The 25,942-nt window shown below is 61.0% G+C and carries 26 protein-coding genes and 1 tRNA gene; 12 read left to right on the plus strand and 15 right to left on the minus strand.

All coding sequences use genetic code 11. The features are described 5' to 3' along the window. Nucleotides 1-47: 47 nt before the first annotated feature. Nucleotides 48-1,328, minus strand: a complete 1,281-nt coding sequence (locus tag MOV76_RS21185; protein ID WP_018448044.1) for a 4-aminobutyrate--2-oxoglutarate transaminase — start codon at nt 1,326-1,328, stop codon at nt 48-50. 171 nt (nt 1,329-1,499) lie between these two features. Here MOV76_RS21185 and MOV76_RS21190 point away from each other — a divergent pair, with 171 nt between their 5' ends. The 3 genes from MOV76_RS21190 to MOV76_RS21200 all read left to right on the plus strand — a co-directional run bounded on the left by MOV76_RS21190 (nt 1,500) and on the right by MOV76_RS21200 (nt 4,970). Then, the gene (locus tag MOV76_RS21190; RefSeq protein ID WP_247265218.1) at nt 1,500-2,309 is read left to right on the plus strand and encodes a MerR family transcriptional regulator; all 810 of its coding nucleotides are present in this window, start codon (nt 1,500-1,502) and stop codon (nt 2,307-2,309) included. 254 nt (nt 2,310-2,563) lie between these two features. Then, a complete protein-coding gene (locus MOV76_RS21195) occupies nt 2,564-3,190 on the plus strand; it encodes a ribonuclease D (protein ID WP_018448042.1) in 627 nt (208 codons plus the stop codon). Nucleotides 3,191-3,428: 238 nt separating this feature from the next. Beyond that, entirely contained in the window at nt 3,429-4,970 is a 1,542-nt protein-coding gene (locus MOV76_RS21200) for a hypothetical protein (RefSeq protein ID WP_247265219.1), read from the plus strand. Nucleotides 4,971-5,046: 76 nt separating this feature from the next. Here the strand turns inward: MOV76_RS21200 and rpsA are convergent, their stop codons facing one another. The 3 genes from rpsA to aroA form a co-directional block, all read right to left on the minus strand. Further along, nucleotides 5,047-6,750 carry a 30S ribosomal protein S1 gene (gene rpsA / locus MOV76_RS21205; RefSeq protein WP_003544285.1) on the minus strand — a complete coding sequence of 568 codons (1,704 nt, stop codon included), beginning with the start codon at nt 6,748-6,750 and terminating at the stop codon, nt 5,047-5,049. A 174-nt stretch (nt 6,751-6,924) separates the two neighbouring features. After that, entirely contained in the window at nt 6,925-7,572 is a 648-nt protein-coding gene (cmk, locus tag MOV76_RS21210) for a (d)CMP kinase (protein ID WP_247265220.1), read from the minus strand. A 72-nt stretch (nt 7,573-7,644) separates the two neighbouring features. Then, on the minus strand, nt 7,645-9,003 hold the full coding sequence (gene aroA, locus MOV76_RS21215) for a 3-phosphoshikimate 1-carboxyvinyltransferase (RefSeq protein ID WP_018448039.1): 1,359 nt from the start codon (nt 9,001-9,003) through the stop codon (nt 7,645-7,647). A 275-nt stretch (nt 9,004-9,278) separates the two neighbouring features. Between aroA and MOV76_RS21220 the strand changes: the two genes are divergently transcribed. The 3 genes from MOV76_RS21220 (at nt 9,279) to MOV76_RS21230 (ending at nt 10,249) form a co-directional block, all read left to right on the plus strand. Further along, a complete protein-coding gene (locus MOV76_RS21220) occupies nt 9,279-9,662 on the plus strand; it encodes a TIGR02300 family protein (RefSeq protein ID WP_003544290.1) in 384 nt (127 codons plus the stop codon). Between the two features lie 151 nt (nt 9,663-9,813). Beyond that, nucleotides 9,814-9,889, plus strand: a tRNA-Ala gene (locus tag MOV76_RS21225). A 120-nt stretch (nt 9,890-10,009) separates the two neighbouring features. Next, nucleotides 10,010-10,249, plus strand: coding sequence for a GIY-YIG nuclease family protein (locus MOV76_RS21230; protein WP_247265221.1), 240 nt, complete (start codon nt 10,010-10,012; stop codon nt 10,247-10,249). Nucleotides 10,250-10,304: 55 nt separating this feature from the next. Here MOV76_RS21230 and MOV76_RS21235 read toward each other — a convergent pair whose 3' ends face one another. Next, nucleotides 10,305-10,541, minus strand: coding sequence for a DUF2798 domain-containing protein (locus tag MOV76_RS21235; RefSeq protein WP_018448038.1), 237 nt, complete (start codon nt 10,539-10,541; stop codon nt 10,305-10,307). Nucleotides 10,542-10,779: 238 nt separating this feature from the next. On the opposite strand from MOV76_RS21235, the gene MOV76_RS21240 reads away from it, so the two are divergent. Further along, nucleotides 10,780-11,502, plus strand: a complete 723-nt coding sequence (locus MOV76_RS21240; RefSeq protein ID WP_026230927.1) for a YoaK family protein — start codon at nt 10,780-10,782, stop codon at nt 11,500-11,502. Nucleotides 11,503-11,570: 68 nt separating this feature from the next. Continuing rightward, complete coding sequence (locus MOV76_RS21245) at nt 11,571-12,359, plus strand: YdcF family protein (protein WP_247265222.1); 789 nt, start codon at nt 11,571-11,573, stop codon at nt 12,357-12,359. 97 nt (nt 12,360-12,456) lie between these two features. Here the strand turns inward: MOV76_RS21245 and MOV76_RS21250 are convergent, their stop codons facing one another. Together MOV76_RS21250 and MOV76_RS21255 are read right to left on the minus strand one after the other, a co-directional pair. Next, entirely contained in the window at nt 12,457-12,930 is a 474-nt protein-coding gene (locus tag MOV76_RS21250; RefSeq protein ID WP_018448035.1) for a hypothetical protein, read from the minus strand. 83 nt (nt 12,931-13,013) lie between these two features. Then, nucleotides 13,014-13,169 (minus strand): hypothetical protein, encoded by a 156-nt coding sequence (locus MOV76_RS21255; protein ID WP_018448034.1) that lies wholly within the window; start codon nt 13,167-13,169, stop codon nt 13,014-13,016. On the opposite strand from MOV76_RS21255, the gene MOV76_RS21260 reads away from it, so the two are divergent. Beyond that, a complete protein-coding gene (locus MOV76_RS21260; protein ID WP_247265223.1) occupies nt 13,168-13,803 on the plus strand; it encodes a trimeric intracellular cation channel family protein in 636 nt (211 codons plus the stop codon). The genes MOV76_RS21255 and MOV76_RS21260 overlap by 2 nt on opposite strands. 115 nt (nt 13,804-13,918) lie before the next feature. On the opposite strand, the gene irrA is transcribed toward MOV76_RS21260, so the two are convergent. After that, nucleotides 13,919-14,338, minus strand: a complete 420-nt coding sequence (gene irrA, locus MOV76_RS21265; protein ID WP_003555773.1) for an iron response transcriptional regulator IrrA — start codon at nt 14,336-14,338, stop codon at nt 13,919-13,921. A 300-nt stretch (nt 14,339-14,638) separates the two neighbouring features. On the opposite strand from irrA, the gene fabA reads away from it, so the two are divergent. From fabA to fabI, 3 genes are read left to right on the plus strand one after another with little or no spacing between them, the layout of a single operon-like run. Continuing rightward, nucleotides 14,639-15,154, plus strand: coding sequence for a 3-hydroxyacyl-[acyl-carrier-protein] dehydratase FabA (gene fabA / locus MOV76_RS21270; RefSeq protein ID WP_018448031.1), 516 nt, complete (start codon nt 14,639-14,641; stop codon nt 15,152-15,154). A 45-nt stretch (nt 15,155-15,199) separates the two neighbouring features. Continuing rightward, entirely contained in the window at nt 15,200-16,432 is a 1,233-nt protein-coding gene (gene fabB / locus MOV76_RS21275) for a beta-ketoacyl-ACP synthase I (RefSeq protein WP_028731865.1), read from the plus strand. A 4-nt stretch (nt 16,433-16,436) separates the two neighbouring features. Further along, entirely contained in the window at nt 16,437-17,243 is an 807-nt protein-coding gene (gene fabI, locus MOV76_RS21280; protein ID WP_018244255.1) for an enoyl-ACP reductase FabI, read from the plus strand. Between the two features lie 93 nt (nt 17,244-17,336). On the opposite strand, the gene MOV76_RS21285 is transcribed toward fabI, so the two are convergent. The 7 genes from MOV76_RS21285 to infB all read right to left on the minus strand — a co-directional run. Then, entirely contained in the window at nt 17,337-18,353 is a 1,017-nt protein-coding gene (locus MOV76_RS21285) for a class I SAM-dependent methyltransferase (RefSeq protein WP_128408457.1), read from the minus strand. Between the two features lie 180 nt (nt 18,354-18,533). Then, on the minus strand, nt 18,534-20,672 hold the full coding sequence (gene pnp / locus MOV76_RS21290; protein ID WP_026188572.1) for a polyribonucleotide nucleotidyltransferase: 2,139 nt from the start codon (nt 20,670-20,672) through the stop codon (nt 18,534-18,536). Nucleotides 20,673-21,019: 347 nt separating this feature from the next. After that, nucleotides 21,020-21,289, minus strand: a complete 270-nt coding sequence (rpsO, locus tag MOV76_RS21295; RefSeq protein WP_003544317.1) for a 30S ribosomal protein S15 — start codon at nt 21,287-21,289, stop codon at nt 21,020-21,022. 151 nt (nt 21,290-21,440) lie between these two features. Then, nucleotides 21,441-22,292 (minus strand): alpha/beta fold hydrolase, encoded by an 852-nt coding sequence (locus MOV76_RS21300; RefSeq protein ID WP_247265224.1) that lies wholly within the window; start codon nt 22,290-22,292, stop codon nt 21,441-21,443. A gap of 103 nt (nt 22,293-22,395) precedes the next feature. Then, complete coding sequence (gene truB, locus MOV76_RS21305) at nt 22,396-23,328, minus strand: tRNA pseudouridine(55) synthase TruB (RefSeq protein WP_018244259.1); 933 nt, start codon at nt 23,326-23,328, stop codon at nt 22,396-22,398. Between the two features lie 13 nt (nt 23,329-23,341). Beyond that, on the minus strand, nt 23,342-23,746 hold the full coding sequence (gene rbfA, locus MOV76_RS21310; protein ID WP_017966457.1) for a 30S ribosome-binding factor RbfA: 405 nt from the start codon (nt 23,744-23,746) through the stop codon (nt 23,342-23,344). Between the two features lie 148 nt (nt 23,747-23,894). Further along, a partial coding sequence (gene infB, locus MOV76_RS21315) for a translation initiation factor IF-2 (protein ID WP_247265225.1) occupies nt 23,895-25,942 on the minus strand: 2,048 nt, incomplete at its 5' end.

A 25,942-nucleotide genomic window follows, 5' to 3' on the forward strand; every position in this document is an offset into this window, starting at 1 on the left:
GCGGCTGCCGGTTGCCGGCAGCCCGCTGAAATCCGGGTTCGGTGCGGTCACTTGCCCGCGCTCGCCTCCAGCATTGAGGCTTCGAGAATATCGAGCGCCTCGCCGAGGACCTCGTCCTGGATGGTGATCGGTGCGAGGAAGCGGATGACGTTTCCGTGGGTGCCGCAGGTGAGCAGGATCAGACCCTTGTCGAGCGCGATCAGCCGCACCCGGTTGGCGAATTCCGCGCTCGGCAGTCCCGTCGTCCGGTCGTTGAATTCGACCGCGTTCATGAAACCCGGCCCGCGGATGTCGACGATCTCCGGCACCGTCTCGCGCAACGATTCCAGCCGCTGCTTCAGCCGCCCGCCGAGCTGGTTGGCCCGGTTGCAGAGATCCTCGTCGACAATGACGTCGAGCACGGCATGGGCGGCCGCGATACCGAGCGGATTGCCGCCATAGGTGCCGCCGAGCCCGCCCGGTCCCGGCGCATCCATGATTTCGGCGCGGCCGGTGACGGCGGCGAGCGGAAAGCCGCCGGCCAGGCTCTTTGCCATCGTTGTCAGGTCAGGCGCCACCTCGTGGTGATCCATTGCGAACATCCTGCCGGTGCGGGCAAAACCGGTCTGCACCTCGTCGGCGATCAGCAGGATGCCGTGCTGGTCGCAGAGCTCGCGCAGCGCCTTCATGAAGGCGGCGGGGGCCGCATAGAAGCCGCCTTCGCCCTGCACCGGCTCGATGATGATGGCGGCGACGCGCTGCGGATCGACATCGGCGGCGAAGAGCTTCTTCAACGCCGCCAGCGACTGATCGGCGGTGACGCCGTGCAGCTCGATCGGGAAGGGAACGTGGAACACATCGCCCGGCATCGCGCCGAAACCGACCTTGTAGGGCACGACCTTGCCGGTCAGCGCCATGCCCATGAAGGTGCGGCCATGGAAGCCGCCGCCAAAGGCGATGACGGCCGAACGGCCGGTTGCGGCGCGCGCGATCTTGACGGCGTTCTCGACCGCTTCGGCGCCTGTCGTCACGAAGATCGTCTTCTTCTCGAAGTCGCCGGGCACCAGAGCGTTCAGCCGTTCGGCCAGATGGACGTAGCTTTCATAGGGCACCACCTGATGGCAGGTATGGGTGAAGCGGTCGAGCTGATCCTTGACCGCTGCGATGACCCGGGGATGGCGGTGGCCGGTGTTGAGAACGGCGATGCCGGCGGCGAAATCGATGTAGCGGCGGCCCTCCTTGTCCCAGATCTCCGCATTCTCTGCGCGATCCGCATAAATCTGTGTCGTCATGCCGACGCCGCGTGAAATAGCAGCGTTCTTCCGGTCCGTAAGGTTGATCGCGTTCATCGATGCGCTCCTGCGCTGAAAAGGGGCTTCAGAACTATCTTGCATAAGTTCTGCAAGATGTGTAGAAAGTTCCTACATTTTTCCTGCAAGAAATCAAGCGACATTTTTTGCTTCAAACATCGCGCTTTTTGATGAAGGCTCTGGGGCGATTGGAATCGGGGATACTTTCGGATGAACGATAATAGACCTGTACGCTACAAGGTGGCGGAAGCCGCGCGGCTGGCAGGCGTTTCGGCCTCGACGCTGCGCCTCTGGGAAAGCCAGGGTCTGGTGGTTCCCGGCCGTTCGGAAACCGGTCATCGGCAATACAGCGCCGACGACGTGGCGCGGTTGAAGCGCATCTCCTGGTATCGTGTCGAGCGTGGCCTCAATCCCGCGGCAATCCGCGAGGCGCTGGAGAGCGAGGAGCCCTCCGCTGATAGCGCCGAGGCAAGCCAGGACAACGGTCTCGGCCGCAAGCTGCGCAGCCTGCGCCATGCGAGCGGCAAGACGCTCGATCAGGTGGCCGGCGACATCGGCGTCACCTCGTCGACGCTCTCGACGCTGGAGCGCACCTCGCAGGGCGTCAGTTTCAAGACGCTGCATGATCTTGCCGAATATTACGGCACCACCGTCTCCCGCCTTTCCGGCGAAGAAAGCGGGGACGTGCCGGTGCTGGTGCGCGCCGGCGAATGGCGCAAGTGGCCGGAAACAACGCCGGGTGTCACGGTGCAGCTCCTTGCCGAAGGCCGCAGGATGATGGATTGCCATCGTTTCGTGCTGGCGCCGGGTGCTGCCAGCGAAGGCGCCTATCGCCACGAGGGCGAGGAATTCATGCATGTTCTGTCCGGCCGGCTCGAACTGGTGCTCGACAGCGATCAATTCTTCGATCTCGGGCCTGGCGATTCACTTTATTTCGAAAGCCGCCGCGACCATTCCTGGCGCAATCGCCACGATGGCGAAACCGTGCTTCTCTGGATTAACACGCCGCCGACTTTCTGAACCGCCAGCACGATGCGAAGATTAAGAGAGGTAGAGCGTCCTAAATCCGTCCGAGAGGACGCACGGCACTCTAGTGGCAGGAAAGCGGTTTCGCATTCTGCGCCTTTGCGCTATAGCGCTGCTGCATAATTCCTTAAATCGGAATCGATTTGAGGATAAAATTATGCAGCCATTCAAAGTGCTACAGCGTCCTTTGCGGCTCTCGAAAAGACGCGCGGCGCTGTAGGGGATGCATTCGAACGAAAGACAGTCTCATGGCGGCGACCATACGTTTTCACGAAGGCGATATTTCCGCGGCCGATGCCGCCCGCTACACCGGCGCGATAGCAATCGACACCGAAACGCTCGGCCTGGTGCCGCGCCGCGATCGGCTCTGCGTCGTCCAGCTTTCGCCGGGTGACGGCACCGCCGATATCATCCGCATCGCCGCCGGCCAGAAGCAGGCGCCCAATCTTGCCGCCCTGCTCGAAGACCCCACCCATCAGAAGATCTTTCATTACGGCCGCTTCGATATTGCCGTGCTCTTCCATACTTTCGGCGTCACGACGACCCCGGTTTTCTGCACCAAGATCGCCTCGCGCCTGATCCGGACCTATACGGATCGCCACGGCCTCAAGGATAATCTCAAGGAGATGCTCGACGTCGATGTCTCCAAGGCGCAGCAATCTTCCGATTGGGCGGCCGAGACGCTGTCTCCGGCCCAGCTCGAATATGCCGCGTCCGACGTGCTTTATCTGCATGCGTTGCGCGATAAGCTGACGGAACGCCTGATCCGCGACGGCCGCTACGATCATGCGACGGCCTGCTTCGAATTCCTGCCGACCCGCGCCAAGCTCGACCTGCTCGGCTGGGAAGAGGCCGATATCTTCGCCCACAGCTGAGCGAATGGCCTTCATTCTGCGACATGCATGAAAAACACGGACCGTGGACAGGCTTGTCCGCGGCCGTTAGCGATTCATTAACGCCTGTTTATTAACATTCCTGTTAATTTTTATGCATTCGATGACGCCGAAACTGCGTCATGCGGACAGGAGGATCTGCTGGGATGCAAGGGGGCCGGATGAGCGCGGTCCTTTTCTAGAGCCTGCTTTCATCGTCACTTTACGAAAGGAGCATGCCATGTTGACTCCCGTTCGTGCAGCGTCCAATGCAAGCTTTTCGTCCCAGGGTCAGACAGCGGCGATCGTCGCCAGCGGTCTCGGCCACTCCGTGATTGCCCCCCCGCCCGTCAACGCCGTCGAAGCCGCAGACCTCAATTCCGCCATTGCCGGCAAGCTCAATATTCTGCTCCTTGCGGCGCGCGAGCGCATGGTCGAAGCCCTTTTCGATGTCATCGATGCGGCAGGCCGCTCGATCTCGCTGGATCGTGGCGACGACGAGAGCAATCTTGCCTTCGCCTCTCGGCTGGCCGATGCCATCCGGCAGCTGCCAACCGCTGGGATCGACGAGGTTGAGCGCCAGCTCACCGAGCAGGGGCATAGCGTGCCGCTCCGGACAATCGCCGAGGCCCTGAAGAACCCGACCGGCCCTGAAGCCGCCCGCATCGTCGCCTATCTGGAAATCGTCCGCTACAAGGATCGCGACCTCGCCGCCCGCGCCGTCGTCCGCTCCTATGGCCAGAATGACGCTTCGCCGATGCGCGCCGAAGCTCGCCCAGAGATCCGGCTGCATGAGGACAGCCTGCCTGCCGCCATGCGCCAGCCGGCAGACAAGGTGCCCGCGCCGGCCGATTCGCTGATCGAGGCCGCAGCTCTGACGACCACCGAAGAAGCGCTTATCGCCGAATCCGTGGAAGCTGCCGATCCGGAAACGTCGCAGGCTGAAAACCGGGCTCAGCCCACCCCTGCGACGGCAAGGGAGGTCGCCCCGGAAAAGTCTGCGTCGCAGGAGATCGAAACCCGGCAAGCCTCATCGACGGAAGCCGCAGCGGCCGACGATACGCAGGAAACGCCGGAGCCGCCTGCCATCCAGCCCCACGCGATGTCGGAAAAGGTCGATCCTGTCATTCCCAGGAACTGGGCAGGAATCGTTGCCTCCATGACCGAAGAAGTCTCCGAGCTGATCGCCACGATCATCCGCGAGCAAGACGTCGAAACCGTGCTGGAGGATGTTGCCGTCGAGGCGGCCGTGGAGATTGATGCGATCCTCGACGACGCCGTCATCAGCGATGCGACCGAGACCTTGAGGCAGCCGGCCGAATTCACAGCACCCGATCCCCGCCAATCGACAGCACTTCGCCCACCGCAGATGGATATTGAGGCGGCGGCGGCAGCCCGTCAGCCGAAAGAAATCTCCGCGCAACCGCAGATGATGCCGATCCCCGAGACGGCCGAGGCTTCCTATGTGCCGCTGGCGGCAAAGATGCCGGAGGGCCTTGCCTATAGCCAGCTGCCCTACCAATTCGCCAAGGATACGCCATCAAACGAGAAGGCGGGCGAAACGCACCACCAGCATCAGCACCACCGCGACGACGGGTCCGAGGATCAGCAACAGGCACAGTCCGGTGGCGAGGATGCCGAGCCCGATGCCGAAACGACCGACGCGGCATCCGGGCGGAGGACGCCGAGGATGATTGATGCCGAACCGTCGGCTTATCAGCCAAGCCGCCCGGCCGACGACCCGGTCTATGCGCTCTATCAGCGCATGGTCGGCTGGGAATAACACTTTGATCGCCTGAAAATGAAGAACCCGCCGGATCGCTCCGGCGGGTTCTTCAATTCAAAGGCGGATGCGAGGCTTATTCGCCGCCGCGGTTCTTCAGGGCTGCGCCCAGGATGTCGCCGAGCGAAGCGCCGCTGTCGGACGAACCGAACTGGGCAACGGCTTCCTTCTCTTCCGCAATCTCCAGAGCCTTGATGGACAGCATGATCTTGCGGTCCTTCTTGGAGAAGTTGGTGACGCGGGCGTCGAAGACCTGGCCGACCGAGAAGCGCTCAGGGCGCTGTTCGTCGCGGTCGCGGGCGAGATCGGCGCGACGGATGAAGGAAGTGATGTCTTCGTGGTTGACGAGCTTCACTTCGACACCGCCGTCGTTGACCGCGATGACTTCGCAGGAAACGACTGCATTCTTGCGCAGGTCGCCAGAAGCAGCGGCGTCGCCGACTGCATCCTTGCCGAGCTGCTTGATGCCGAGCGAGATGCGTTCCTTCTCGACATCGACGTCGAGAACGACGGCCTTGACGACGTCACCCTTGTTGAACTCCTCGATGACCTGTTCGCCCGGACGGTTCCAGTCGAGGTCGGAGAGGTGCACCATGCCGTCGACATCGCCGTCGAGGCCGATGAACAGGCCGAATTCGGTCTTGTTCTTGACTTCGCCTTCGACTTCAGTGCCGGCCGGATGGCTGCGGGCGAATGCTGCCCACGGATTTTCCAGCGTCTGCTTGAGGCCGAGCGAAATACGGCGCTTGGACGGGTCGACTTCGAGAACGACGACTTCGACTTCCTGGCTCGTGGACAGGATCTTGCCGGGGTGAACGTTCTTCTTGGTCCAGGACATTTCCGAGATGTGGATCAGGCCTTCGATGCCTGGCTCCAGCTCGACGAATGCACCATAGTCGGTGATATTCGTAACGGTACCGGAAATCTTCTTGCCTTCCGGATACTTGGCCTGGATGCCATCCCACGGATCGCTCTCGAGCTGCTTCATGCCGAGCGAGATACGGTGGGTTTCCTGGTTGATGCGGATGATCTGAACCTTGACCTGCTGGCCGATGTTCAGGATTTCCGACGGATGGTTCACACGGCGCCATGCCATGTCGGTGACGTGCAGCAGGCCGTCGATGCCGCCGAGGTCAACGAACGCACCGTAATCGGTGATGTTCTTGACGACGCCGTCAACAACCTGGCCTTCTTCGAGGTTCTGGACGATTTCAGAACGCTGCTCGGCACGGGATTCTTCCAGAACCGTACGGCGCGAAACCACGATGTTGCCGCGGCGCTTGTCCATCTTGAGGATTTCGAAGGGCTGCGGATTGTGCATCAGCGGGGTCACGTCGCGGATCGGGCGAATATCGACCTGAGAACGCGGCAGGAAGGCGATCGCACCGTCGAGGTCGACCGTGAAGCCGCCCTTGACCTGGTTGAAGATCACGCCTTCGACGCGCTCGCCAGCTTCGAACTTGGCTTCGAGCTTGACCCAGCTTTCTTCGCGGCGAGCCTTCTCGCGCGACAGAACGGCTTCGCCAAGCGCGTTTTCGATGCGCTCGACATAAACTTCGACTTCGTCGCCGACCTTCAACAGGCCGTCCTTGGCGCGCGCGCCGAATTCCTTGAGCGCGATGCGGCCTTCAACCTTCAGGCCGACGTCGACAACGGCGACGTCCTTCTCGATGCCCGTGACGATGCCCTTGGTGACATAGCCTTCGGCCAGGTCGTTCTTGGCAAAGGACTCTTCGAGAAGAGCCGCGAAATCCTCGCGGGAGGGGGTAGCTACTGACATAAAATCTCCTGCGTGTCCTGAAACGGAAGCGGACACGTATGCGCCGGTTGGTTTGCGTTGAACGGGCCTGAACCCAGTCCGCCCTCTCACGAAGGCAATCCGGCGCTTGGACGGAATTTCAGGCTTGCTATATTAGAAGCGATCCATGCTCAGAGCACGCAAAATCGCTTGAATTTAGGCATTTCGGCTCAAGACCGCATCGATGATCGATTGAGCAGCTTGAAACGCGGCCTCTATACTCATTTCCGACGTATCAAGCAAGTGCGCATCGACCGCTGGTTTCAAAGGGCTGTCGGCCCGTCCCATGTCGCGTTCGTCGCGCCGCTTGACGTCCTCGAAGATCGCATCGAAATCTGCCGCAGCGCCCTTGCCGAGGATCTCGTCATAACGGCGTCTTGCGCGAACTTCCGGCGACGCCGTTACATAGAGTTTCACCGGCGCATCCGGGCAGACGACGGTGCCGATATCGCGCCCATCGAGCACGGTTCCCGGGGCTTTTGCCGAAAACCGCCGTTGCGCCTCGACCAGAGCCCGGCGCACCGCCGGCATGACAGCAATCTTCGAGGCAGCTTCGCCGATCTCATGTTTGGAAAGTATATCGCGATCCAATCCAGCGAGTTCAACCTCTCTTGCGATCTTTTCCGCTACCGCCTCGTCGTCGAGCGGCAGGCCGGCATCGAGCAGCGCCTTGGCCGTGGCGCGATAGGTCAGGCCGGTATCCAGATGATGGAAGCCATATTGGTCGGCGATGCGGCGTGAAAGCGTGCCCTTGCCGGCTGCCGCCGGGCCATCGATGGTGATAATGAAGGTCTTGTTTGTCATCAAATCAATCCTGCGGCACCGCGCCGAAACGGCGAATGAGTTTGTCGTCGCGGAATTGCCGCGGCTCGTAGATCATTCCGGCACCTCGTCGATCTTTGCTCCAAGACCGGTCATCAGCTGCATGAATTCGGGAAAGCTGGTCGCGATCATCGCCGTGTCGTCGATCGTGACAGGATGCTCCGAGGCAAGCCCCATGACAAGGAAGCTCATGGCGATGCGATGGTCGAGATGTGTGCTGACCTTGCCGTCGGTAGCGTTGCCGAGGCCCTTGCCGTCAGGCCGGCCGCGCACGATGAGAAAATCCTCGCCTTCGTCGCAATCCACCCCATTGAGTTTCAGTCCGTCGGCCACAGCGGAAAGACGGTCGGACTCCTTGACGCGCAGTTCCTCAAGCCCCTTCATGACGGTGACGCCCTCGGCGAAACAGGCGGCGACGGCGAGAATAGGATATTCGTCGATCATCGACGGCGCGCGATCTTCGGGAATGGTCACGCCCTTGAGTTCGGAATGGCGCACGCGCAGATCCGCCACGTCCTCGCCGCCGGCAAGACGCGCATTCAGCACCTCGATATCAGCCCCCATCTCCTGCAGCGTCAGGATCAGCCCGGTACGGGTCGGGTTCATCAGCACGTTGACGATGGTGATGTCGGAGCCGGGGACAAGCAGCGCTGCAACCAGCGGGAAGGCGGTGGAGGAGGGATCACTGGGAATGTCGATCACCTGGCCCTTCAGCTTGCCGCGGCCTTCGAGCCGGATCGTGCGGACGCCGTCCTCGTCCGTCTCTACGGAAAGGGCGGCGCCGAAACCCTGCAGCATCTTTTCGGTATGGTCGCGCGTCATCACCGGCTCGATGACCGTGGTGACACCTGGCGTATTGAGGCCGGCAAGCAGCACGGCCGATTTCACCTGGGCGGATGCCATCGGCACCCGATAGCGGATCGGGCTCGGCGTTCCCGGGCCTCTGAGCGTCACCGGCAGCCTGTCGCCCTCGGAGGCGCTGACCTGCACGCCCATTTCGCGCAGCGGATTGAGCACGCGGCCCATCGGCCGTTTCGAAAGCGAGGCGTCGCCGATGAAGGTGGAGCGAAAGTCGTAGGTGCCGACGAGGCCCATGGTCAGCCGCACGCCGGTGCCGGCATTGCCGAAGTCGAGCGGCGCGTCAGGTGCAAGCAGCGCACCGTTGCCGGTGCCCTCGATCACCCATTGTTCGCCCACCTTGCGGATTCTGGCGCCCATTGCCTGCATTGCGCGGCCGGTATTGATCACGTCCTCGCCTTCGAGCAGGCCGGTGATCCGGGTTTCGCCGGAAGCAAGCCCGCCGAACATAAAGGAACGATGCGAGATCGACTTGTCGCCCGGAATACGCACGCTGCCCGTAAGACCGGCGGATTTGCGGGCGGTGGCGGGCCTGGGCGCAGAGCCGTGCAACATGCGTAATCCTTTGCAAATGCAGTCTATTTTTGCCACAAGACAGGCTTGGCCGGTCGCAATTCCCGTCCGCTTCTGCAGCTGTTGCGGCTCGTTAACACAAACGCGCCGGGCGGTCATCCGTCGGCTTGCCAAAAACCCCGGGCTTCGATCGCAAAGTTTGGCTTTGACATGGGAAGCCACAGCGATTAAGGGGACCGGCTTATAAATTCCGATGGAACGCCGGCTTGATCGGCATTTGCCGAATCTCTTATTCGGTCATTCACACGAGGCTTATAGTGGCGAAAGCGGAACTTGGAACCAAGCGTACCGATCCGGAAACCGGCAAGAAGTTTTATGATCTGAACCGGGATCCGATCGTTTCTCCTTATACCGGCAAGTCCTATCCTCTGTCCTTCTTCGAAGAAACCTCGGCGATCGCCGAAGTTGCCGAAGAAGACGAGGTCGCGGAAGTCGATACTGAAAACACCGAAGTCGAACTGGTTTCGCTGGAAGATGCCGATGAAGCCGCCGGCGGCGACGACATTCCCGATATCGGCGATGACGATGTTGAAATCGAAGGCGACGACGACGACGATACCTTCCTCACACCGGACGAAGACGACGACGATGACGACATGAGCGACATCATCGGCGTGACCGGCGACGACGACGAAGTCTGACGACTGCATTTCGGCCCGGCGAGGAAAAAATTCTCCGGGCCGCATTTTTTTAGGCTTGCTATCTCTGAAAACCGGAAGTAATAAGCCGCCACTCCGCAGGGCACGCCTTGAGGAGTATCCCAGGACCGGCCTCGAGCCGGACCACCTTGATGGGGCTATAGCTCAGCTGGGAGAGCGCTTGCATGGCATGCAAGAGGTCAGCGGTTCGATCCCGCTTAGCTCCACCAGCCTACGCTCTTCGAGCTTCGGCTCGGCAAGCCGAAAGGCTCGACCGGACGAGGGCGAGAAGGAAGCGGAGGCTGCCGCGCCGAAGTTGCGAAGCAACATAGGCGGGCTATGATCCTTCCATGAAGTATGTCTACATTCTCAAGAGTGTCGAATTTCCGGATCGTTATTACGTTGGCGTGACGAGTGACCTGAAGTCGCGCCTGGCGAAGCACAACGCCGGGGAGGTCTCTCATACCTCGAAATACGTCCCTTGGTCTCTCAAGACCTATGTCGCTTTTTCCGATGAAGCGCAGGCCTTTGCTTTCGAGAAATATCTGAAGTCGGCGTCGGGCAGGGCATTCGCAAAGAAAAGACTCTAACTGCCCCGACCGCAACTCCGGCAGGCCGCCTGCGCAGCCCGCCGGCGCCTTGCGTTCACATCTCGACGATAACAGCCGTCACCCGCTTGACCACCGGCAGCATCAATAGCAGGACGGGAAAGGCGATCGCCCAGGAGAGCGCCCATGCGGAGGGCCACATGGCAAGGGCAGGCGCGGTCAGGCCTTGTGCTCTCACGATGCTGATCGCCGAGACGACTGAGGTCATCAACAGCGAGAGGATGAGCGGCATGACCACCGTATTGTAACGTTTGGGGAGTTTGCCTTTGGGCATTTTGATCTCCGTAAGGTGCCGATCAGACAATTGCGCAGCGCCGATCGGCGGGTTGCGCGTTGATTGACGTAAACGCTTACGGAGCTTCGATCTGAAGCAACGCCGTTTCTATGGCCGAAAATGTGTTGCCATTCAAGTCCGCCCCCATCCGCTTCCGATCGCCTTTGCCAATTCCTCAATGAGAGGATGTATGTTCGTTGCTGGAATCTCAGCGATTCGGCTCCAGGACCCTCAGCCAATGACCAGATCAAGACGCCGTCGCATCATCCGGACCCGACGAACCCTGACCGGGCTCGCCCTCGTCGGCTCGATCTCGTTTCTGGCTGGCATGACCGATGCGACCGGTCTTCTGCTGACCGGCGATTTCGTCTCCTTCATGACAGGCAACACGACGCGGGCGGCACTGGCCTTGAGTGAGGGCAATCTTTATCACGCGGCGGTCCTGATCTCCGCCATCGTCGTTTTCGTGCTCGGCAACGCGGCTGGGGTCGTCATCGCTCATGTCTCCGAGCGCCGCATCTTCGTGGTGCTCGGCTGCGTCGGTCTCGTCCTGGCGCTCGCCTCGATGATGACGGTGCAGAACATGCTGTTCGCTCGGTTCTACATGATCGTTTTTTCCATGGGCATGGTGAACGCTGCCGTCGAACACATCGAAGGCCTGCCGATCGGCCTAACCTATGTGACCGGCGCCCTGTCGCGCTTCGGCCGCGGCATCGGCCGCTGGATCATCGGCGACCGCCATATCGAATGGACGATCCAGATTGTGCCCTGGGGGGGCATGATGCTTGGCGCGATCGTCGGCGCCGTCCTGACGCGGCTGACGGGCGCGCATGCACTGTGGCTGGTCTCCCTCTTCGCCATGGTGCTTGCACTTGCTGCCATGTTCATCCCGCGGCCGCTTCAGCGGCGCTTCAACCAGAAGATCGCGCCATATCGATCGGCCGCTGCGCGCGTGAAATAGAACCGTCGCATTCCTGTTACCGTCGAATCGGATAGAAAGGACCGCCGCCAATCCCCAAGGAGTGGGTCTTGTTCCTGATTTCGAAGCTTGTCTGGATTTTCGCTCAACCGCTGTCGCTGGCATTCTTCCTCGTCTTTTTTGCCCTGCTTGCCGGTCTTCTGCGCTGGCGTACCTTAAGTATCCTCGGCGCAACGGGTGCGGCCCTCATCCTTTTCGTCACGCTCTACACCACGGCCGGCAACCTTCTGATGCAGGGTCTCGAGCAGCGCTTCACAAAGCCCGCCGCTGATCCGGGTAGCCTGCAATGCATGATCGTGCTCGGCGGCGCCTTCGAAAATGAGGTGAACACGGCGCGCCACGGCATAGAATTAAACGGCGGGGCCGACCGCTTCATCGAAGCCTTGCGGCTTGCGCAGAAATTTCCGCAGTCGCGCATTCTGGTATCGGGCGGCGACGGCTCCATTTCGGGCATCTACGAAGGCGATGCGGCGGCATCCGAGCGCTTCTTCCCGCTCTTCGGCGTTGGCAGGGATCGCCTGATCGAAGAGAGGCAATCGCGCACGACCTTTGAAAACGCCGTTAACACCAAGGAATTCCTGGCAAGCCAGGGGCTTTCCAATTGCCTGCTGATCACGTCGGGTTTCCACATGCCGCGGTCCGTCGGCATCTTCCGCAAGCTCGGCATCGATATCGTGCCCTGGCCGACCGATTATCGCACCGATGGCCAGGTGAGGCTCGGGCTCGATTTCACCCAGCCGAACCTCAACGCGCAGAACCTGGCGACGGCGATCCGCGAATGGTACGGCTTGGTGGGATATTATCTCGCCGGTCGCACGTCGGAACTTTATCCGCAATAGAGCGCCGCGCGTCCAACAGGACGCGCCAAGGACGCTCTATCACTTTGAATTTGCGAATGACTCGAAAATCGATTCCGATTTCGGGTCTTGCGCTGAGCTATTTCTTCGAGATGGTGACGAATTTCGTGCCGCGGACGCGGGCCGTCACGATGCAGGGATCACCTTCGGTGCGGTCGCAGAAACGCGGATGCATCTTCATCGCCAGCACCATGTTGCCGAAGCGCTGGACGAAATCGTAGCCATAGATCTGCGCCGTCGCGATCATGAAATAACCGCCCTCGGCAACCTGCAGGTAGAAATTATAGGTGCAGCCGTCGTCATTGCATTGCGGCCCCTTCTGCCCGTCGCAGGTCAGCTGGCCCTCGTTGACCACCGCATCGATCAGGCCATCATTGTTGATGTCCTGCCGGATGATGAAGCCGTCGGCAAATTCGGCCGTCTTGCACTGCTCCTGGAAGTGTTTCTTCTCGTAGATCTCAGGATCCGAGATCAACGATTGCTGGCCGAAGGCGACAGCCGGCATGACAAGCAGCAGGACGATATTCAGAACGGCGAGCACCAGCGTTTTCACGGCTTTCCTCTTTTGGATAAAGGCTCTGTAGCCCAATGCATGTCGTCCAAAAGTGTGCAGCGGTTTTGGGACAAAGACATGCATCAAATAAAGACCTTCGCTTTATGACGCCGCCGCCTTGCGCCGCCCTTGCCGCCGTGGTTCTTTCCCGAGAATAGGTAGAGCATGATGTCGTCCGAAAACTGCTGACATTTTTCGCCATCATGCTCTGAAACTTCTGCCGGTTCCGAGGTTCGCATGTCCTTGCTCGTCTATCTCGATTATGCCGGCATTGCGCTGTTTGCCGCGACGGGCGCGCTCGCCGCCTCGCGCAAGCAGCTGGACCTGATCGGTTTTCTGTTTTTCGCCATGGTGACGGGAACGGGCGGCGGCACGGTCCGCGATATCGTGCTCGGCCGCGTGCCGGTCTTCTGGGTTCTGAACCCGGCCTATATCCTCGTCTGCTGCGTCATGGGCGTCATCGTTTTCTTCACCGCCCACCTGCTGGAATCGCGCTATCGCCTGCTGATCTGGCTGGATGCGATCGGCCTTGCCGCCTATTGCGTGATCGGCGCCGCCAAGGGCCTCGCCGCCACCGGCTCGCCGACCATCTCGATCGTCACCGGCACGCTGACGGCGACCTTCGGTGGCATCCTGCGCGATCTGATGGCAAACGAGCCTTCGGTGCTGTTGAGGCCGGAAATCTACGTGACCGCAGCCCTCATCGGCTCCGGCGTCTTCACGCTCGCCAATGCGCTCGGAGTGCAGCTCTATCTTGCGTCTGCCTGCGGCGTCGTGGCGGCCTTTGCGGTGCGCGGTGGAGCCCTGTGGTTCGGCTGGACCTTCCCCACCTACAGGCACAAGCCTGGCCGGCATCCGGACGATGTCATGTGAAGCCTAATGCATGTCGCCCAAAAAGTGCGCAGCGGTTTTGGGACACCGACATGCATAAAAAAAGGATCTAAAGGGCGTCGCATGAGGCCGATCCGGCGCGGCTCTAGAGGCGTCGTCAGCCCTGCTTCGCGCGCAGGCGGATCACCACGTCGACATGGGCGATCTCCATGCCTTCAGGCGGTTCCGGCAGATTGGCGATCGTCAGGTTGCTGACGGGAATGTCGAGCACCTCGTTTTCGCCTTCGACGAAGAAATGGTGATGGTCGGAAACATTGGTGTCGAAATAGGTCTTGGCGCTCTCGACGGCGAGAACCCGGATGAGACCGGCTTCCGTGAATTGATGCAGCGTGTTGTAGACGGTTGCCAACGACACTGGCACGCCGGCGGCAACCGCCTCCTCATGCAGTTCCTCGACGGTCAAATGCCGGTCGCCCTTGGCAAACAGGAGGTCGCCGAGCGCGACACGCTGGCGAGTAGGGCGCAGGCCCGCACCGCGCAGCCTTACCTCTATTGCGATCGGGAGTGCACCCGTCATCAAAACCAACTCCAGTTATTCTGGCATAAAGCAATCATGTTTCTTTAAGGGGTATAACTTTTGCATCGGAGCCTTTCAATAGTTCAATGGGGACAGGAGCCTCATAAACGCGGCAAAAACGGGCTTTTGACGCAAATAGGTCTGGTCCCGGCCCTAGCCTTCCTGTATGCGACCACCAAATAATGGCGCAAGCCTGGTCCGGGGCGATGAATGAAGCTGCCTTGCTTGTGCTTCATTTTCTGAAGAACTTGGACTACACGTTCACATCCATCGGCTTGATGCGGGGGGAAAAGAAACTTTATGACGACCAGACAGTCCAGCTTCTCGTATGAAGAACTCATCGCTTGCGCCCATGGCGAGCTGTTCGGCCCCGGCAATGCGCAGCTGCCCCTGCCGCCTATGCTGATGGTTCACCGCATCACGGATATTTCCGAAACGGGCGGCACCTTCGATAAGGGCTACCTCCGGGCCGAATATGACGTTCGCCCGGATGACTGGTATTTTCCCTGCCATTTCGAAGGCAATCCGATCATGCCAGGCTGCCTCGGTCTCGACGGCATGTGGCAGTTGACCGGTTTCTTTCTGGGTTGGCTCGGCGAGGCAGGCCGTGGCATGGCGCTTTCAACAGGCGAAGTGAAATTCAAGGGCATGGTCCGGCCAGAGACGAAGCTGATCGAATATGGAATCGACTTCAAGCGTGTCATGCGCGGCCGTCTGGTCCTCGGCACCGCCGACGGCTGGCTAAAGGCGGACGGCGAGACCATATATCAGGCGGCCGACCTTCGCGTCGGTCTATCGAAAGACAAGACGGCCTGAAACCGCATTTCGAGCGGCTGACGAAAACAACAAAGGTTTGATCAGATGAGACGGGTAGTTGTCACGGGTCTGGGTGTCGTGTCCTCGATCGGAAACGACGCGGCCGAAGTCACCGAATCCTTGCGGCAGGCAAAGTCGGGTATCTCCTTTTCGAGCGATTTCGCCGAACATGGATTCAAGTGCCAGGTCTGGGGTAGTCCCAAGCTCGGTTCGGCGGAACTTGCCGAACTGGTCGACCGCCGCGCCATGCGCTTCCTGTCGCAGGGCGGTGCCTGGAACCATGTCGCCATGAAGCAGGCGATTGCCGATTCCGGTCTTGAGGACAAGGACATCGGCAACAACGAACGCACCGGTATCATCATGGGCTCCGGCGGCCCGTCCACCCGCACCCTCATCGAGGCTGCCGAAATCACTGTGAAGAACAACAGCCCGAAGCGTATCGGCCCCTTCGCCGTGCCGAAGGCGATGTCCTCGACCGCATCGGCCACACTCGCCACCTGGTTCAAGATCCACGGCGTCAATTATTCGATCTCGTCGGCCTGCTCGACGTCGGCGCATTGCATCGGCAACGCCGCCGAGATGATCCAGTGGGGCAAGCAGGACGTGATGTTCGCTGGCGGCCACGAGGACCTCGACTGGACGATGTCCAATCTCTTCGACGCCATGGGCGCCATGTCCTCCAAATATAACGACACGCCGGACAGCGCTTCGCGCGCCTATGACGTCAACCGCGACGGTTTCGTCATCGCCGGCGGCGCCGGCGTGCTGGTGCTCGAGGAGCTGGAGCGTGCCAAGGCCCGCGGTGCAAAGATCTATGCCGAAATCGTCGGCTACGGCGCAACCTCGGACGGCTACGACATGGTTGCCCCCTCGGGCGAGGGCGCTATCCGCTGCATGCGCCAGGCGCTCGCCACCGTCAAAGGTGATGTCGACTATATCAACACCCACGGCACGTCGACGCCGGTCGGCGACAGCAAGGAAATCGGCGCCATCCGCGAGGTATTCGGCTCGAAGATTCCGCATGTCCAGTCGACCAAGTCGCTGACCGGCCATTCGCTTGGCGCTGCCGGCGTGCAGGAATCGATCTATTCCCTGCTGATGATGCAGCAAGGCTTCATTGGCGAAAGCGCTCATATCACCGAGCTTGATCCCGAATTCGAAGGCGTGCCGATCGTGCGCAAGCGCATCGACGACGCCAAGATCGATATTGCCCTCTCCAATTCCTTCGGCTTCGGCGGCACCAACGCCACGCTCGTCTTCCAGCGCTATAACGGATAATAATATGACGGGAATTATGCAGGGTAAGCGCGGGCTCATCATGGGCGTCGCCAACAACCACTCGATCGCCTGGGGGATTTCAAAAGCTCTCGCCGCACAAGGTGCGGAACTCGCCTTCACCTATCAGGGCGATGCGCTCGGCAAGCGCGTCAAGCCGCTTGCTGCCGAGGTCAGCTCGGATTTCGTGCTGCCCTGCGACGTCGAGGACACCGCCTCGGTCGATGCCGTGGTCGACGCGATCAAGGAGCGCTGGGGCAAACTCGATTTCATCGTCCATGCCATCGGATTTTCCGACAAGAATGAGCTCAAGGGTCTCTACGCCGATACGACGCGTGAGAATTTCAGCCGCACAATGGTCATTTCCTGTTTCTCCTTCACCGAGATCGCCAAGCGCTGCGCGCCGTTGATGGAAGATGGCGGTGCGATGCTGACGCTGACCTACAATGGCTCGACGCGCGTCATCCCGAATTACAACGTCATGGGGGTTGCCAAGGCAGCGCTTGAGGCTTCGGTGCGCTATCTCGCCGCCGACTACGGCCCGCGCGGCATCCGCGTCAATGCCATTTCCGCCGGCCCGATCCGCACGCTTGCCGGCGCCGGCATCTCGGATGCGCGCGCGATCCTCTCCTGGAACCAGCGCAATGCACCGCTGCGCAAGACTGTGACCATCGATCAGGTCGGCAACTCGGCTCTCTACCTGCTCTCCGACCTTTCCTCCGGCGTCACCGGCGAAATCCACTTCGTCGACGCCGGCTTCAACGTCACCTCCATGCCGACGCTGGAAACGCTGCGCAAAGCGGACGTCGAATAAACATTATTCGATCGAAACTCAAAGGCCGTGCGCAGATGATGCGCACGGCCTTTTTCTATCGATAAGAATGATCGGATCGAGGCTGCTTGAGCCCTATTTCTTCGCCCACAGCACCTTGAAGCGGGCGTTGCGGCAGGTTTCCCCGCTTTCCCTGAAATTCGCCGCCAGAACCGGTTCGTAAGGCAGGCCGCGATTGGCGACGAGCATCAGGCGGCCGCCGCCGCGAAGGGCGGATGCGGCAGTCTTGATCATTGCCTGGCCGAGTGCCGGCTCGGCTGCGTGCCCCTCATGGAAGGGTGGGTTCATGATGACGAGATCGTATTTGTCCTTGACCGGCTCACCCGCCAGATCGTGCCAGTAGAAGCGCGCAGGCGCGTTCGGGCAGTTCTCCGCCAGATTATCCCTGGCAGCCTCCAGAGCCGCGTGATCGGCCTCGTAGAGGTCGAGGCGCGTCAGTCCACGCGACTTCTGGGCCAGCTCGACGGAGAGATAGCCCCATCCGGCGCCAAAATCCGCAACGTCGCCGGTGAAATCCTGCGGTAGGCGCGAGGCCAGCAGTTCCGATCCGGCATCGATGCGGTCATGCGAGAACATGCCGGCGGTTGCATTGAAACGGCCGTCGACACGCACCGGCGCCTTTGCCAGCTTGGAGACAATCTCATCGGCATCCGCCGGCCGGCCGAACCAGAAGGCGACGCCGTGATATTTCGGCATATGGTCGACTGCGAGATTGAAACCTTCCATCCGCTTGCGCAGCGGCTGGATGCCGTCTTCCTTCGCGCCGGCAACGACGATCAGGCCGCCGACCCGTGTGCGGGCAATAGCGGCAGCAAGATTGGCCTCGTTCTCACCCTTGTGCTTGGTGCAGAGCACCAGAGCCGCATCGTAGTCCTCGCCGTCGATCTCTGGCTTCGCTTCGATGCGCTGCGCCAGCAGCTGCCGATAGAGTGGCCGGAAGCCCTGGACGGCGCTGAGCGAGGCGGCAAAGCCCTCCGGCAGCGCAAAGCCTGCCTCGGCGCCGAGGAAGAGTACGCGCTCGCCCTCGCCGGGCGCCTCGACTGTGCCGCTGGCAAAGGGATGGAACAGGGTCTTCAGCGTCTCGCTGCTCATGGGCCTCGTCTCGTCTTAAAGCATGTCGCGCAAAAGTGTTCAGCGGTTTTGCGATCACGACATGCGCAAAACCAAGGACCTAAAGTGTGGCAAGCGAATCTGAAAGATCGCGCCACGCTTTAGGATACAAAAAAGGGCGCGGAAGCATTCCCGCGCCCGATATTAAATTTGGAAGGCGGCTTATTCGGCCGCTTCTTCCTTCTTCTTCTCGTTCGGGATTTCCTGGCCGGTGGCCTGGTCGACGACCTTCATCGACAGGCGAACCTTGCCGCGTTCGTCGAAGCCGAGCAGCTTGACCCAGACCTTGTCGCCTTCCTTGACGACGTCCTGCGTCTTGGCAACACGCTCGGAAGCGAGCTGCGAGATGTGGACGAGACCGTCGCGGGCGCCGAAGAAGTTGACGAAGGCGCCGAAGTCGGCGGTCTTGACGACCGTGCCTTCGTAGACCTGGCCAATCTCAGGCTCGGCGACGATCGAGTGGATCCACTTGCGGGCCGCTTCGATCTCCTTGCCAGAGGACGAAGCGATCTTGACGGTGCCGTCGTCCTCGATGTTGATCTTCGCGCCGGTCTTTTCGACGATTTCGCGAATGACCTTGCCGCCGGAGCCGATGACTTCGCGGATCTTGTCGACCGGGATGTTCATGACTTCGATGCGCGGAGCGAATTCACCGAGCTGGCCGCGGCTTTCGGTAATGGCCTTGGACATTTCGCCGAGGATGTGGGCACGACCGCCTTGGGCCTGGCCAAGGGCGACCTTCATGATCTCTTCGGTGATACCGGCGATCTTGATGTCCATCTGCAGCGAGGTGATGCCGTCGGCGGTACCGGCGACCTTGAAGTCCATGTCGCCGAGGTGGTCTTCGTCACCGAGAATGTCGGAGAGGACAGCGAAGCGATCGCCTTCCAGGATCAGACCCATGGCGATACCGGCCACCGGCTTTGCCAGCGGAACGCCGGCGTCCATCAGAGCGAGCGATGTACCGCAGACAGTCGCCATCGAGGACGAGCCATTCGACTCGGTGATCTCGGAGACGACGCGCAGCGTGTAGGGGAACTGCTCGACGGTCGGCAGCATCGGACGGATCGCGCGCCATGCGAGCTTGCCGTGGCCGATTTCGCGGCGACCCGGGGAGCCCATGCGGCCGGTCTCGCCAACCGAGTAGGGAGGGAAGTTGTAATGGAGCAGGAAGCGCTCCTTGTACATGCCGGTCAGGCTGTCGACATACTGCTCATCTTCGCCGGTGCCGAGGGTGGCAACGACGATCGCCTGCGTTTCACCGCGGGTGAACAGCGCCGAACCGTGCGTACGCGGCAGAAGACCGACTTCCGAAACGATCGGACGAACGGTTTCGAGGTCGCGGCCGTCGATGCGGCTCTTGGTGTCGAGAATGTTCCAGCGGACGATCTTTGCCTGCAGGTGCTTGAAGATCGCGCCGACTTCTTCGGCCGTGTACCTGGCGTCGCCTTCCTCGGGGAGGAAGTGTGCCTTCACCTTCGCCTTGACGGCGTCGACGGCGGCGTAGCGGTCGGCCTTCTGGGTGATCTTGTAGGCTTCGCGAAGTTCACCTTCGGCAAGGCCGAGCATCTCGCTTTCGAGAGCGGAGTAGTCTTCCGGCTGGAAGTCGCGCGGCTCCTTGGCGGCAACTTCGGCGAGCTTGATGATCGCGTCGAGAACCGGCTGGAAGCCCTTGTGGCCGAACATGACGGCACCGAGCATGACGTCTTCGTTGAGTTCCTTGGCTTCGGATTCCACCATCAGCACGGCGTCGTAGGTGCCGGCGACGACGAGGTCGAGGCTCGATTCGTCCATCTCGTCGAGATGCGGGTTGAGAACGTATTCACCGTTGATGTAGCCGACGCGCGCACCGCCGACCGGGCCCATGAAGGGAACGCCGGACAGCGTCAGCGCTGCCGAGGTGGCAACCATCGACAGCACGTCGGGATTGTTTTCAAGGTCGTGCTGGATGACGGTGACGACGACCTGCGTGTCGTTCTTGTAGCCTTCCGGGAAGAGCGGGCGGATCGGGCGGTCGATCAGGCGGGAAACGAGGGTCTCGTTCTCGCTCGGGCGGCCTTCGCGCTTGAAATAGCCGCCGGGGATCTTGCCGGCAGCGTAGGTCTTTTCCTGGTAGTTGACGGTGAGCGGAAAGAAGTCCTGGCCTGGCTTCGGCGACTTGGCCGAGACGACGGTGGCGAGAACGACGGTTTCGCCGTAGGTGGCGAGAACCGCGCCGTCGGCCTGACGGGCGATCTTGCCGGTTTCGAGCTTCAGCGGGCGGCCGGCCCACTCGATTTCCACTGTGTGTGTATCAAACATCTCTTGTCCTTCAATGCGGGAGCACGCGCCATCGCCGATATCAAGGCGCAGCGCACAGTCGACCGCAATCAATGTGACGTATCACGGGCAAGACAACGGGAGGCTTTTCATCCTCGGCTTCCTCAGGAGTTCTTGAGAAACCGGGCCAAAGCTCATTGATAAGCCTTGGCCGAAAGCATCCGGCAATCCTGCCCCATGACAGGTCAACGGTTGGTTTGGCAGATCCGGCCCATCCGGGTCTACCGGTCTTTCCACCGCGTAAAATAGGGCGCGGCTGGAACATTTCATCGGGAGCCGTGTCCCGAAACACATCCGGCGGACGCTTGGAAAGCGCCCGCCGGATAATCTTAGCGGCGGATACCCAGGCTGGTGATCAGCTTGGAATAGCGGCCTTCATCCTTCTTCTTGAGATAATCAAGAAGCGAGCGGCGGCTCGAAACCATCGTCAGCAGGCCACGGCGGGAATGGTTATCCTTCTTGTGGTCCTTGAAGTGTTCGGTCAGGTTATTGATGCGTTCGGTCAGGATCGCGACCTGGACTTCCGGAGAACCGGTATCGCCTTCAACGGTCGCATATTCCTTGATCAGCGCAGACTTGCGCTCAGCAGTGATCGACATCGGGTGATCCTTTCTAAGAGGAGGAGATAGAGTCGCCAAAAGCCGGGATGTCGTCCAGCTTTGGCCGTGAATGCAAACGGGCGTACCCGATGCTGGCGCTGCCTATAAACCAAATATGGATCGATGGAAAGAGGGGTCGTCCTTGGCGGCTTCAACGGCCCGCCATGGCGCCCCGGATCATCCCGTCATAGGCTGAAGGATCCTGCAGCATGGCGAAATGGCTCACATCTTTCAGGATGACGAGTTTAGCGCCCGGAATCTGTTTTGCCATCATTTCCGTATGGTCGAGCTTTACGGCTTCATCATGATCGCCGATGGCAAGTGTGACCGGCACCGAGATCTTGCCAAGATCGGCGGCCGTCCAGGCCGGCTGGGTTGCCCACATTTCGGATATCTGCTTGACGAAGGCGTCGTATTCGTTCGGCGTCGGCGACAGCTTCCTGTAATATTCGCCGGCGACGTTGATGTAGTCGTTGAAGACCTTGTCGTTCAACACGTCTGGCTTGACGCCCTCTGTCGTGACATTGGCTGCCTGGGCAATGACCCGCGTCAGCTTCTCCGGATGTTTCATCGCCATGTCGATGCCGATGATGCCACCGTCCGACCATCCGACAAGCGTCACCTTGTCGATCTTCAGATAGTCGAGAAGTGCCACATAATCCGATGTCATCAGGTCGTAACCGAAGGGCTGCTGGCTGCGCGTCGAGCGTCCATGGCCGCGGCTGTCGGCAACGATGACCAAGTGGTCCTTGGCAAAATCGGCGACCTGATGACCCCAGACCTCGGCATTTCCAAGTCCGCCGTGAATGAACAGGATCGGGTCGCCTTCGCCGTATTCGGCGTAATACATCTTGATGTCGTTCACTTCGGCCATACCGCTCGTCCTTGCCGCCGGCATCGAAGGAAAGGCCGGGAGCTCGGCCCAGCGCTCGGCGGATCGAGCGTTGGCCACGGTCAGGAACATCGAAAAGAACGTCAGTATTCCGATAGCAGTTACGCGCATATTCTTTCTCCTGTCGGGCCACCATGGCCCCTCGGGCCGCTATGGCGGCCCGACAGGGAAGATATCGCATCGTTACCGGCTGACAATCGCTATCGTTGTGGCCTCAGGCGAAAACACGCTTCGGGCGAAACTCGCCCTGGCCGATCTCGCCGATCGCGATCAGCCTGCCGCGGGCGGTCGCATAGGCTTCGCTTTCGGCAACCGGCGCATCGCGGCCACGCACCAGGATCGGGTTGCCCATCTTCAGCCTGTGCGCCTGGTCGTCGTTGATGACGAGATGGGGCAGGGCCGATAGCGCTTCGCAGGTGTCGATCAGCAGCGCGTCGAGGGCCGCCAGCCGCTCGTCCATATCCTCGATCGCCTCCAGTGCCACGAGATCTGCGAGCGGCACCATGGCCTCTTCCGCGAAGGGCGCGACGAAGGTGCGCCGCAGCCCGGACACATGGCCGTAGCAGCCGAGTTCGCGGCCGAAATCGCGCGCCAGCGCCCTGACATAGGTGCCCTTGCCGCATTCCACTTCGAAATGCGCGCTATTGGCGTCCGGGCAGGCAAGCAAGGTCAGCCGGAAGATATCGACCTCACGTGAGGGGATTTCGACGGTTTCGCCTTCGCGCGCCAGATCGTAGGCGCGTTCACCCGATATCTTGATAGCGGAAAACTGTGGCGGCACCTGGCTGATGGTGCCGATATATCGAGGCAGGATATCGCGGATCTGCTGTTCGCTCGGGCGTTTGTCCGAACTCTCAGTTACCTCGCCCTCGAGATCGTCGGTCGCGCGCTCCTCGCCCCAGCTCACCGTGAATTCATAGATCTTGCGGCCATCCATCACGTAGGGAACGGTCTTGGTCGCATCGCCGAGCGCGATCGGCAGCATGCCGGAGGCCAGCGGATCGAGCGTGCCGGCATGACCGGCCTTCTGCGCCTTGTAGAGCCACTTGATCTTGGAAACGGCTTCCGTCGAGCCGAAATCCACCGGCTTGTCGAGGATCAGCCAGCCGGAAATCGGCCGGCCCTTGGGTTTGCGTGGTTTGGACATGCGTCTCTTCTGTTTATTGTTCGTCATTATCGCCGTCGAGGTCGCGGCTCACCTCGGGCGAACGCAGCAGCTCGTCGATCTTCTTGTAGTTGTCGAAGCTGGTATCGTCGCGGAAGCGCACCTCCGGCATGTATTTCATCTGCCGGAGCTGCTGCCCGAGCCGGCCGCGGATGAACCTTGCATTACGGTTCAAAGCCTCGATGACGATGCTGTGGTCTGAAACGCCGAGCGGCGTCACATAGGCGGTAGCGATCTTGAGGTCCGGCGACATGCGCACTTCCGAGATCGAGATCACGGTCGCTTCGATGACGTCATCACGCACTTCGCCGCGCTGCAGCACCTGGGTGATAGCGGCGCGAACCTGTTCGCCAACGCGCAGCATGCGCTGCGAAGGCGCGGAAGAAGTTGCTCTGGTCATTGTTATCTCTATTTGCCGATGCGGCTGGGAATCGAACCCGTCAAAGGAGAGCGTCCATGACTCTTTTGGTCGAAAAGGTCAAGGCGGCAGATGCCCGAAAGCCATCCGCCGGTGGCGGATGGCTTTCGGAAAGCTCAGGCGCAGCAGTTTAGAGCGTGCGCGTGATATGCTCGACGCGGAAGCACTCGATGACGTCGCCGGCGCGCATGTCTTCGTAGTTTTCGAAGGCCATGCCGCATTCCTGACCCATCGGCACTTCGGACACTTCGTCCTTGAAGCGCTTGAGCGTCTTGAGCTTGCCTTCGTGAACGACAACGTCGTTGCGGATGAGGCGGACGCCCGCACCACGTTCGACCTTGCCTTCGACGACACGGCAGCCTGCGACCTTGCCGACCTTCGTGATGTTGAACACCTCGAGGATCTCGGCGTTGCCGATGAAGGTTTCGCGCCGCTCTGGAGACAAGAGGCCCGACATCGCTGCCTTCACGTCATCCACGAGGTCGTAGATGATGTTGTAGTAGCGGATTTCGATGCCTTCGCGTTCGGCGAACTGGCGTGCCTGCGTATTCGCACGAACGTTGAAGCCGATGATGGCCGCGTTCGAGGCTTCGGCGAGCGAGATATCCGACTCGGTGATGCCGCCGGCACCCGAATGGACGATGCGGGCGCGGACCTCGTCGGTGCCGAGCTTCTCCAGCGCGCCGGCAATCGCTTCGATCGAGCCCTGCACGTCGCCCTTGATGACCAGCGGGAACTCCTTGATGCCGACGCTTTGGCGCTGCATCATCATCTGTTCCAGCGAACCGCGCTGTCCCGACTGGCGGGCAGCCGCCTTGTCGCGGGCCAGACGCTGACGATATTCCGAGATTTCGCGGGCGCGGCTTTCGCTTTCGACGACGGCGAACTTGTCGCCCGCCTGCGGCGTACCGGACAGACCGAGAACCTCGACCGGCGTTGCCGGACCGGCTTCCTTCACATGGTCGCCCTTGTCGGTGACGAGAGCGCGCACGCGGCCCCAGACGTCGCCGGCGACGATGATCTGGCCCGGACGCAGCGTGCCCTTCTGGACGAGCACGGTCGCGACCGAACCACGGCCACGATCGAGCTGGGCTTCGATAACCGTTCCTTCCGCGGTCCGGTTCGCATTGGCCTTGAGATCGAGAATTTCCGCCTGCAGCAGGATCGCCTCGAGCAGCTTGTCGAGGTTCTTGCCGGTCTTGGCCGAAACCTCGACGTCAAGCACTTCACCACCCATGGATTCCACGAAGACTTCGTGCTGCAGCAGCTGGTTGCGGACCTTCTGCGGATCAGCCTCGTGCTTGTCGACCTTGTTGATCGCAACGATGATCGGAACACCGGCCGCCTTGGCGTGGTTGATCGATTCGATCGTCTGCGGCATCACGCTGTCGTCGGCTGCGACGACCAGGATCGCGATATCGGTCGCCTGCGCACCGCGGGCACGCATTGCCGTGAAGGCAGCGTGGCCGGGCGTATCGATGAAGGTAATCTTCTGACCGTTCTGCTCCACCTGATAGGCGCCGATATGCTGCGTGATGCCACCGGCTTCGCCGGAGACCACGTTGGCATGGCGGATGGCGTCGAGCAGCGAGGTCTTGCCGTGGTCGACGTGGCCCATGATGGTAACGACCGGCGGGCGCGAAACCAGTTCGCCATCCTCGTCGGACACGTTGAAGATGCCGAGTTCGACGTCGGATTCCGACACGCGCCTGACCGTATGGCCGAATTCGCCGGCGATGAGTTCGGCAAGGTCGGCGTCGATGACGTCGCCCGGCTTCATCATCTGGCCTTCCTTCATCAGGTACTTGATGACGTCGACGGCGCGTTCGGACATGCGCTGCGACAGTTCCTGAATGGTGATGGTCTCGGGCAGAACCACCTCGCGGGAGATCTTCTCGCGGGTTTCCTGCATCTGACCGCGGCGGAACTTCTCCTGCCGGCGACGCATCGCCGAGAGCGAACGACCGCGGGCATTGTCCTCGCCGTCCACGTTGGCAGTGGTGATCGTCAACTTGCCGCGACGGCGCTCTTCATCCGTCTTTGGACGCGTGGTGACCGGCTTTGCGGGTTCCGGGCGAACGACACGGCCACGGACCGGACCGCCGCGCGCTGCGCCACGATCGTCGTCTTCCTTTTCCTCGCGACGGCCGCGAACGGCGCCGGGGACGGCAGCACCGG

This window comes from Rhizobium sp. PRIMUS64, assembly GCF_023006465.1.
Lineage (GTDB): Bacteria > Pseudomonadota > Alphaproteobacteria > Rhizobiales > Rhizobiaceae > Rhizobium > Rhizobium leguminosarum.

What these genes read in the sequence shown, in the direction of transcription:
- MOV76_RS21185 (WP_018448044.1), bottom strand. Translation starts at nt 1,328, where the DNA reads ATGAACGCGATCAACCTTACGGACCGGAAGAACGCTGCTATTTCACGC.
- MOV76_RS21190 (WP_247265218.1), top strand. Translation starts at nt 1,500, where the DNA reads ATGAACGATAATAGACCTGTACGCTACAAGGTGGCGGAAGCCGCGCGG.
- MOV76_RS21195 (WP_018448042.1), top strand. Translation starts at nt 2,564, where the DNA reads ATGGCGGCGACCATACGTTTTCACGAAGGCGATATTTCCGCGGCCGAT.
- MOV76_RS21200 (WP_247265219.1), top strand. Translation starts at nt 3,429, where the DNA reads ATGTTGACTCCCGTTCGTGCAGCGTCCAATGCAAGCTTTTCGTCCCAG.
- rpsA (WP_003544285.1), bottom strand. Translation starts at nt 6,750, where the DNA reads ATGTCAGTAGCTACCCCCTCCCGCGAGGATTTCGCGGCTCTTCTCGAA.
- cmk (WP_247265220.1), bottom strand. Translation starts at nt 7,572, where the DNA reads ATGACAAACAAGACCTTCATTATCACCATCGATGGCCCGGCGGCAGCC.
- aroA (WP_018448039.1), bottom strand. Translation starts at nt 9,003, where the DNA reads ATGTTGCACGGCTCTGCGCCCAGGCCCGCCACCGCCCGCAAATCCGCC.
- MOV76_RS21230 (WP_247265221.1), top strand. Translation starts at nt 10,010, where the DNA reads ATGAAGTATGTCTACATTCTCAAGAGTGTCGAATTTCCGGATCGTTAT.
- MOV76_RS21235 (WP_018448038.1), bottom strand. Translation starts at nt 10,541, where the DNA reads ATGCCCAAAGGCAAACTCCCCAAACGTTACAATACGGTGGTCATGCCG.
- MOV76_RS21240 (WP_026230927.1), top strand. Translation starts at nt 10,780, where the DNA reads ATGACCAGATCAAGACGCCGTCGCATCATCCGGACCCGACGAACCCTG.
- MOV76_RS21260 (WP_247265223.1), top strand. Translation starts at nt 13,168, where the DNA reads ATGTCCTTGCTCGTCTATCTCGATTATGCCGGCATTGCGCTGTTTGCC.
- MOV76_RS21255 (WP_018448034.1), bottom strand. Translation starts at nt 13,169, where the DNA reads ATGCGAACCTCGGAACCGGCAGAAGTTTCAGAGCATGATGGCGAAAAA.
- irrA (WP_003555773.1), bottom strand. Translation starts at nt 14,338, where the DNA reads ATGACGGGTGCACTCCCGATCGCAATAGAGGTAAGGCTGCGCGGTGCG.
- fabA (WP_018448031.1), top strand. Translation starts at nt 14,639, where the DNA reads ATGACGACCAGACAGTCCAGCTTCTCGTATGAAGAACTCATCGCTTGC.
- fabB (WP_028731865.1), top strand. Translation starts at nt 15,200, where the DNA reads ATGAGACGGGTAGTTGTCACGGGTCTGGGTGTCGTGTCCTCGATCGGA.
- fabI (WP_018244255.1), top strand. Translation starts at nt 16,437, where the DNA reads ATGACGGGAATTATGCAGGGTAAGCGCGGGCTCATCATGGGCGTCGCC.
- MOV76_RS21285 (WP_128408457.1), bottom strand. Translation starts at nt 18,353, where the DNA reads ATGAGCAGCGAGACGCTGAAGACCCTGTTCCATCCCTTTGCCAGCGGC.
- pnp (WP_026188572.1), bottom strand. Translation starts at nt 20,672, where the DNA reads ATGTTTGATACACACACAGTGGAAATCGAGTGGGCCGGCCGCCCGCTG.
- rpsO (WP_003544317.1), bottom strand. Translation starts at nt 21,289, where the DNA reads ATGTCGATCACTGCTGAGCGCAAGTCTGCGCTGATCAAGGAATATGCG.
- MOV76_RS21300 (WP_247265224.1), bottom strand. Translation starts at nt 22,292, where the DNA reads ATGCGCGTAACTGCTATCGGAATACTGACGTTCTTTTCGATGTTCCTG.
- truB (WP_018244259.1), bottom strand. Translation starts at nt 23,328, where the DNA reads ATGTCCAAACCACGCAAACCCAAGGGCCGGCCGATTTCCGGCTGGCTG.
- rbfA (WP_017966457.1), bottom strand. Translation starts at nt 23,746, where the DNA reads ATGACCAGAGCAACTTCTTCCGCGCCTTCGCAGCGCATGCTGCGCGTT.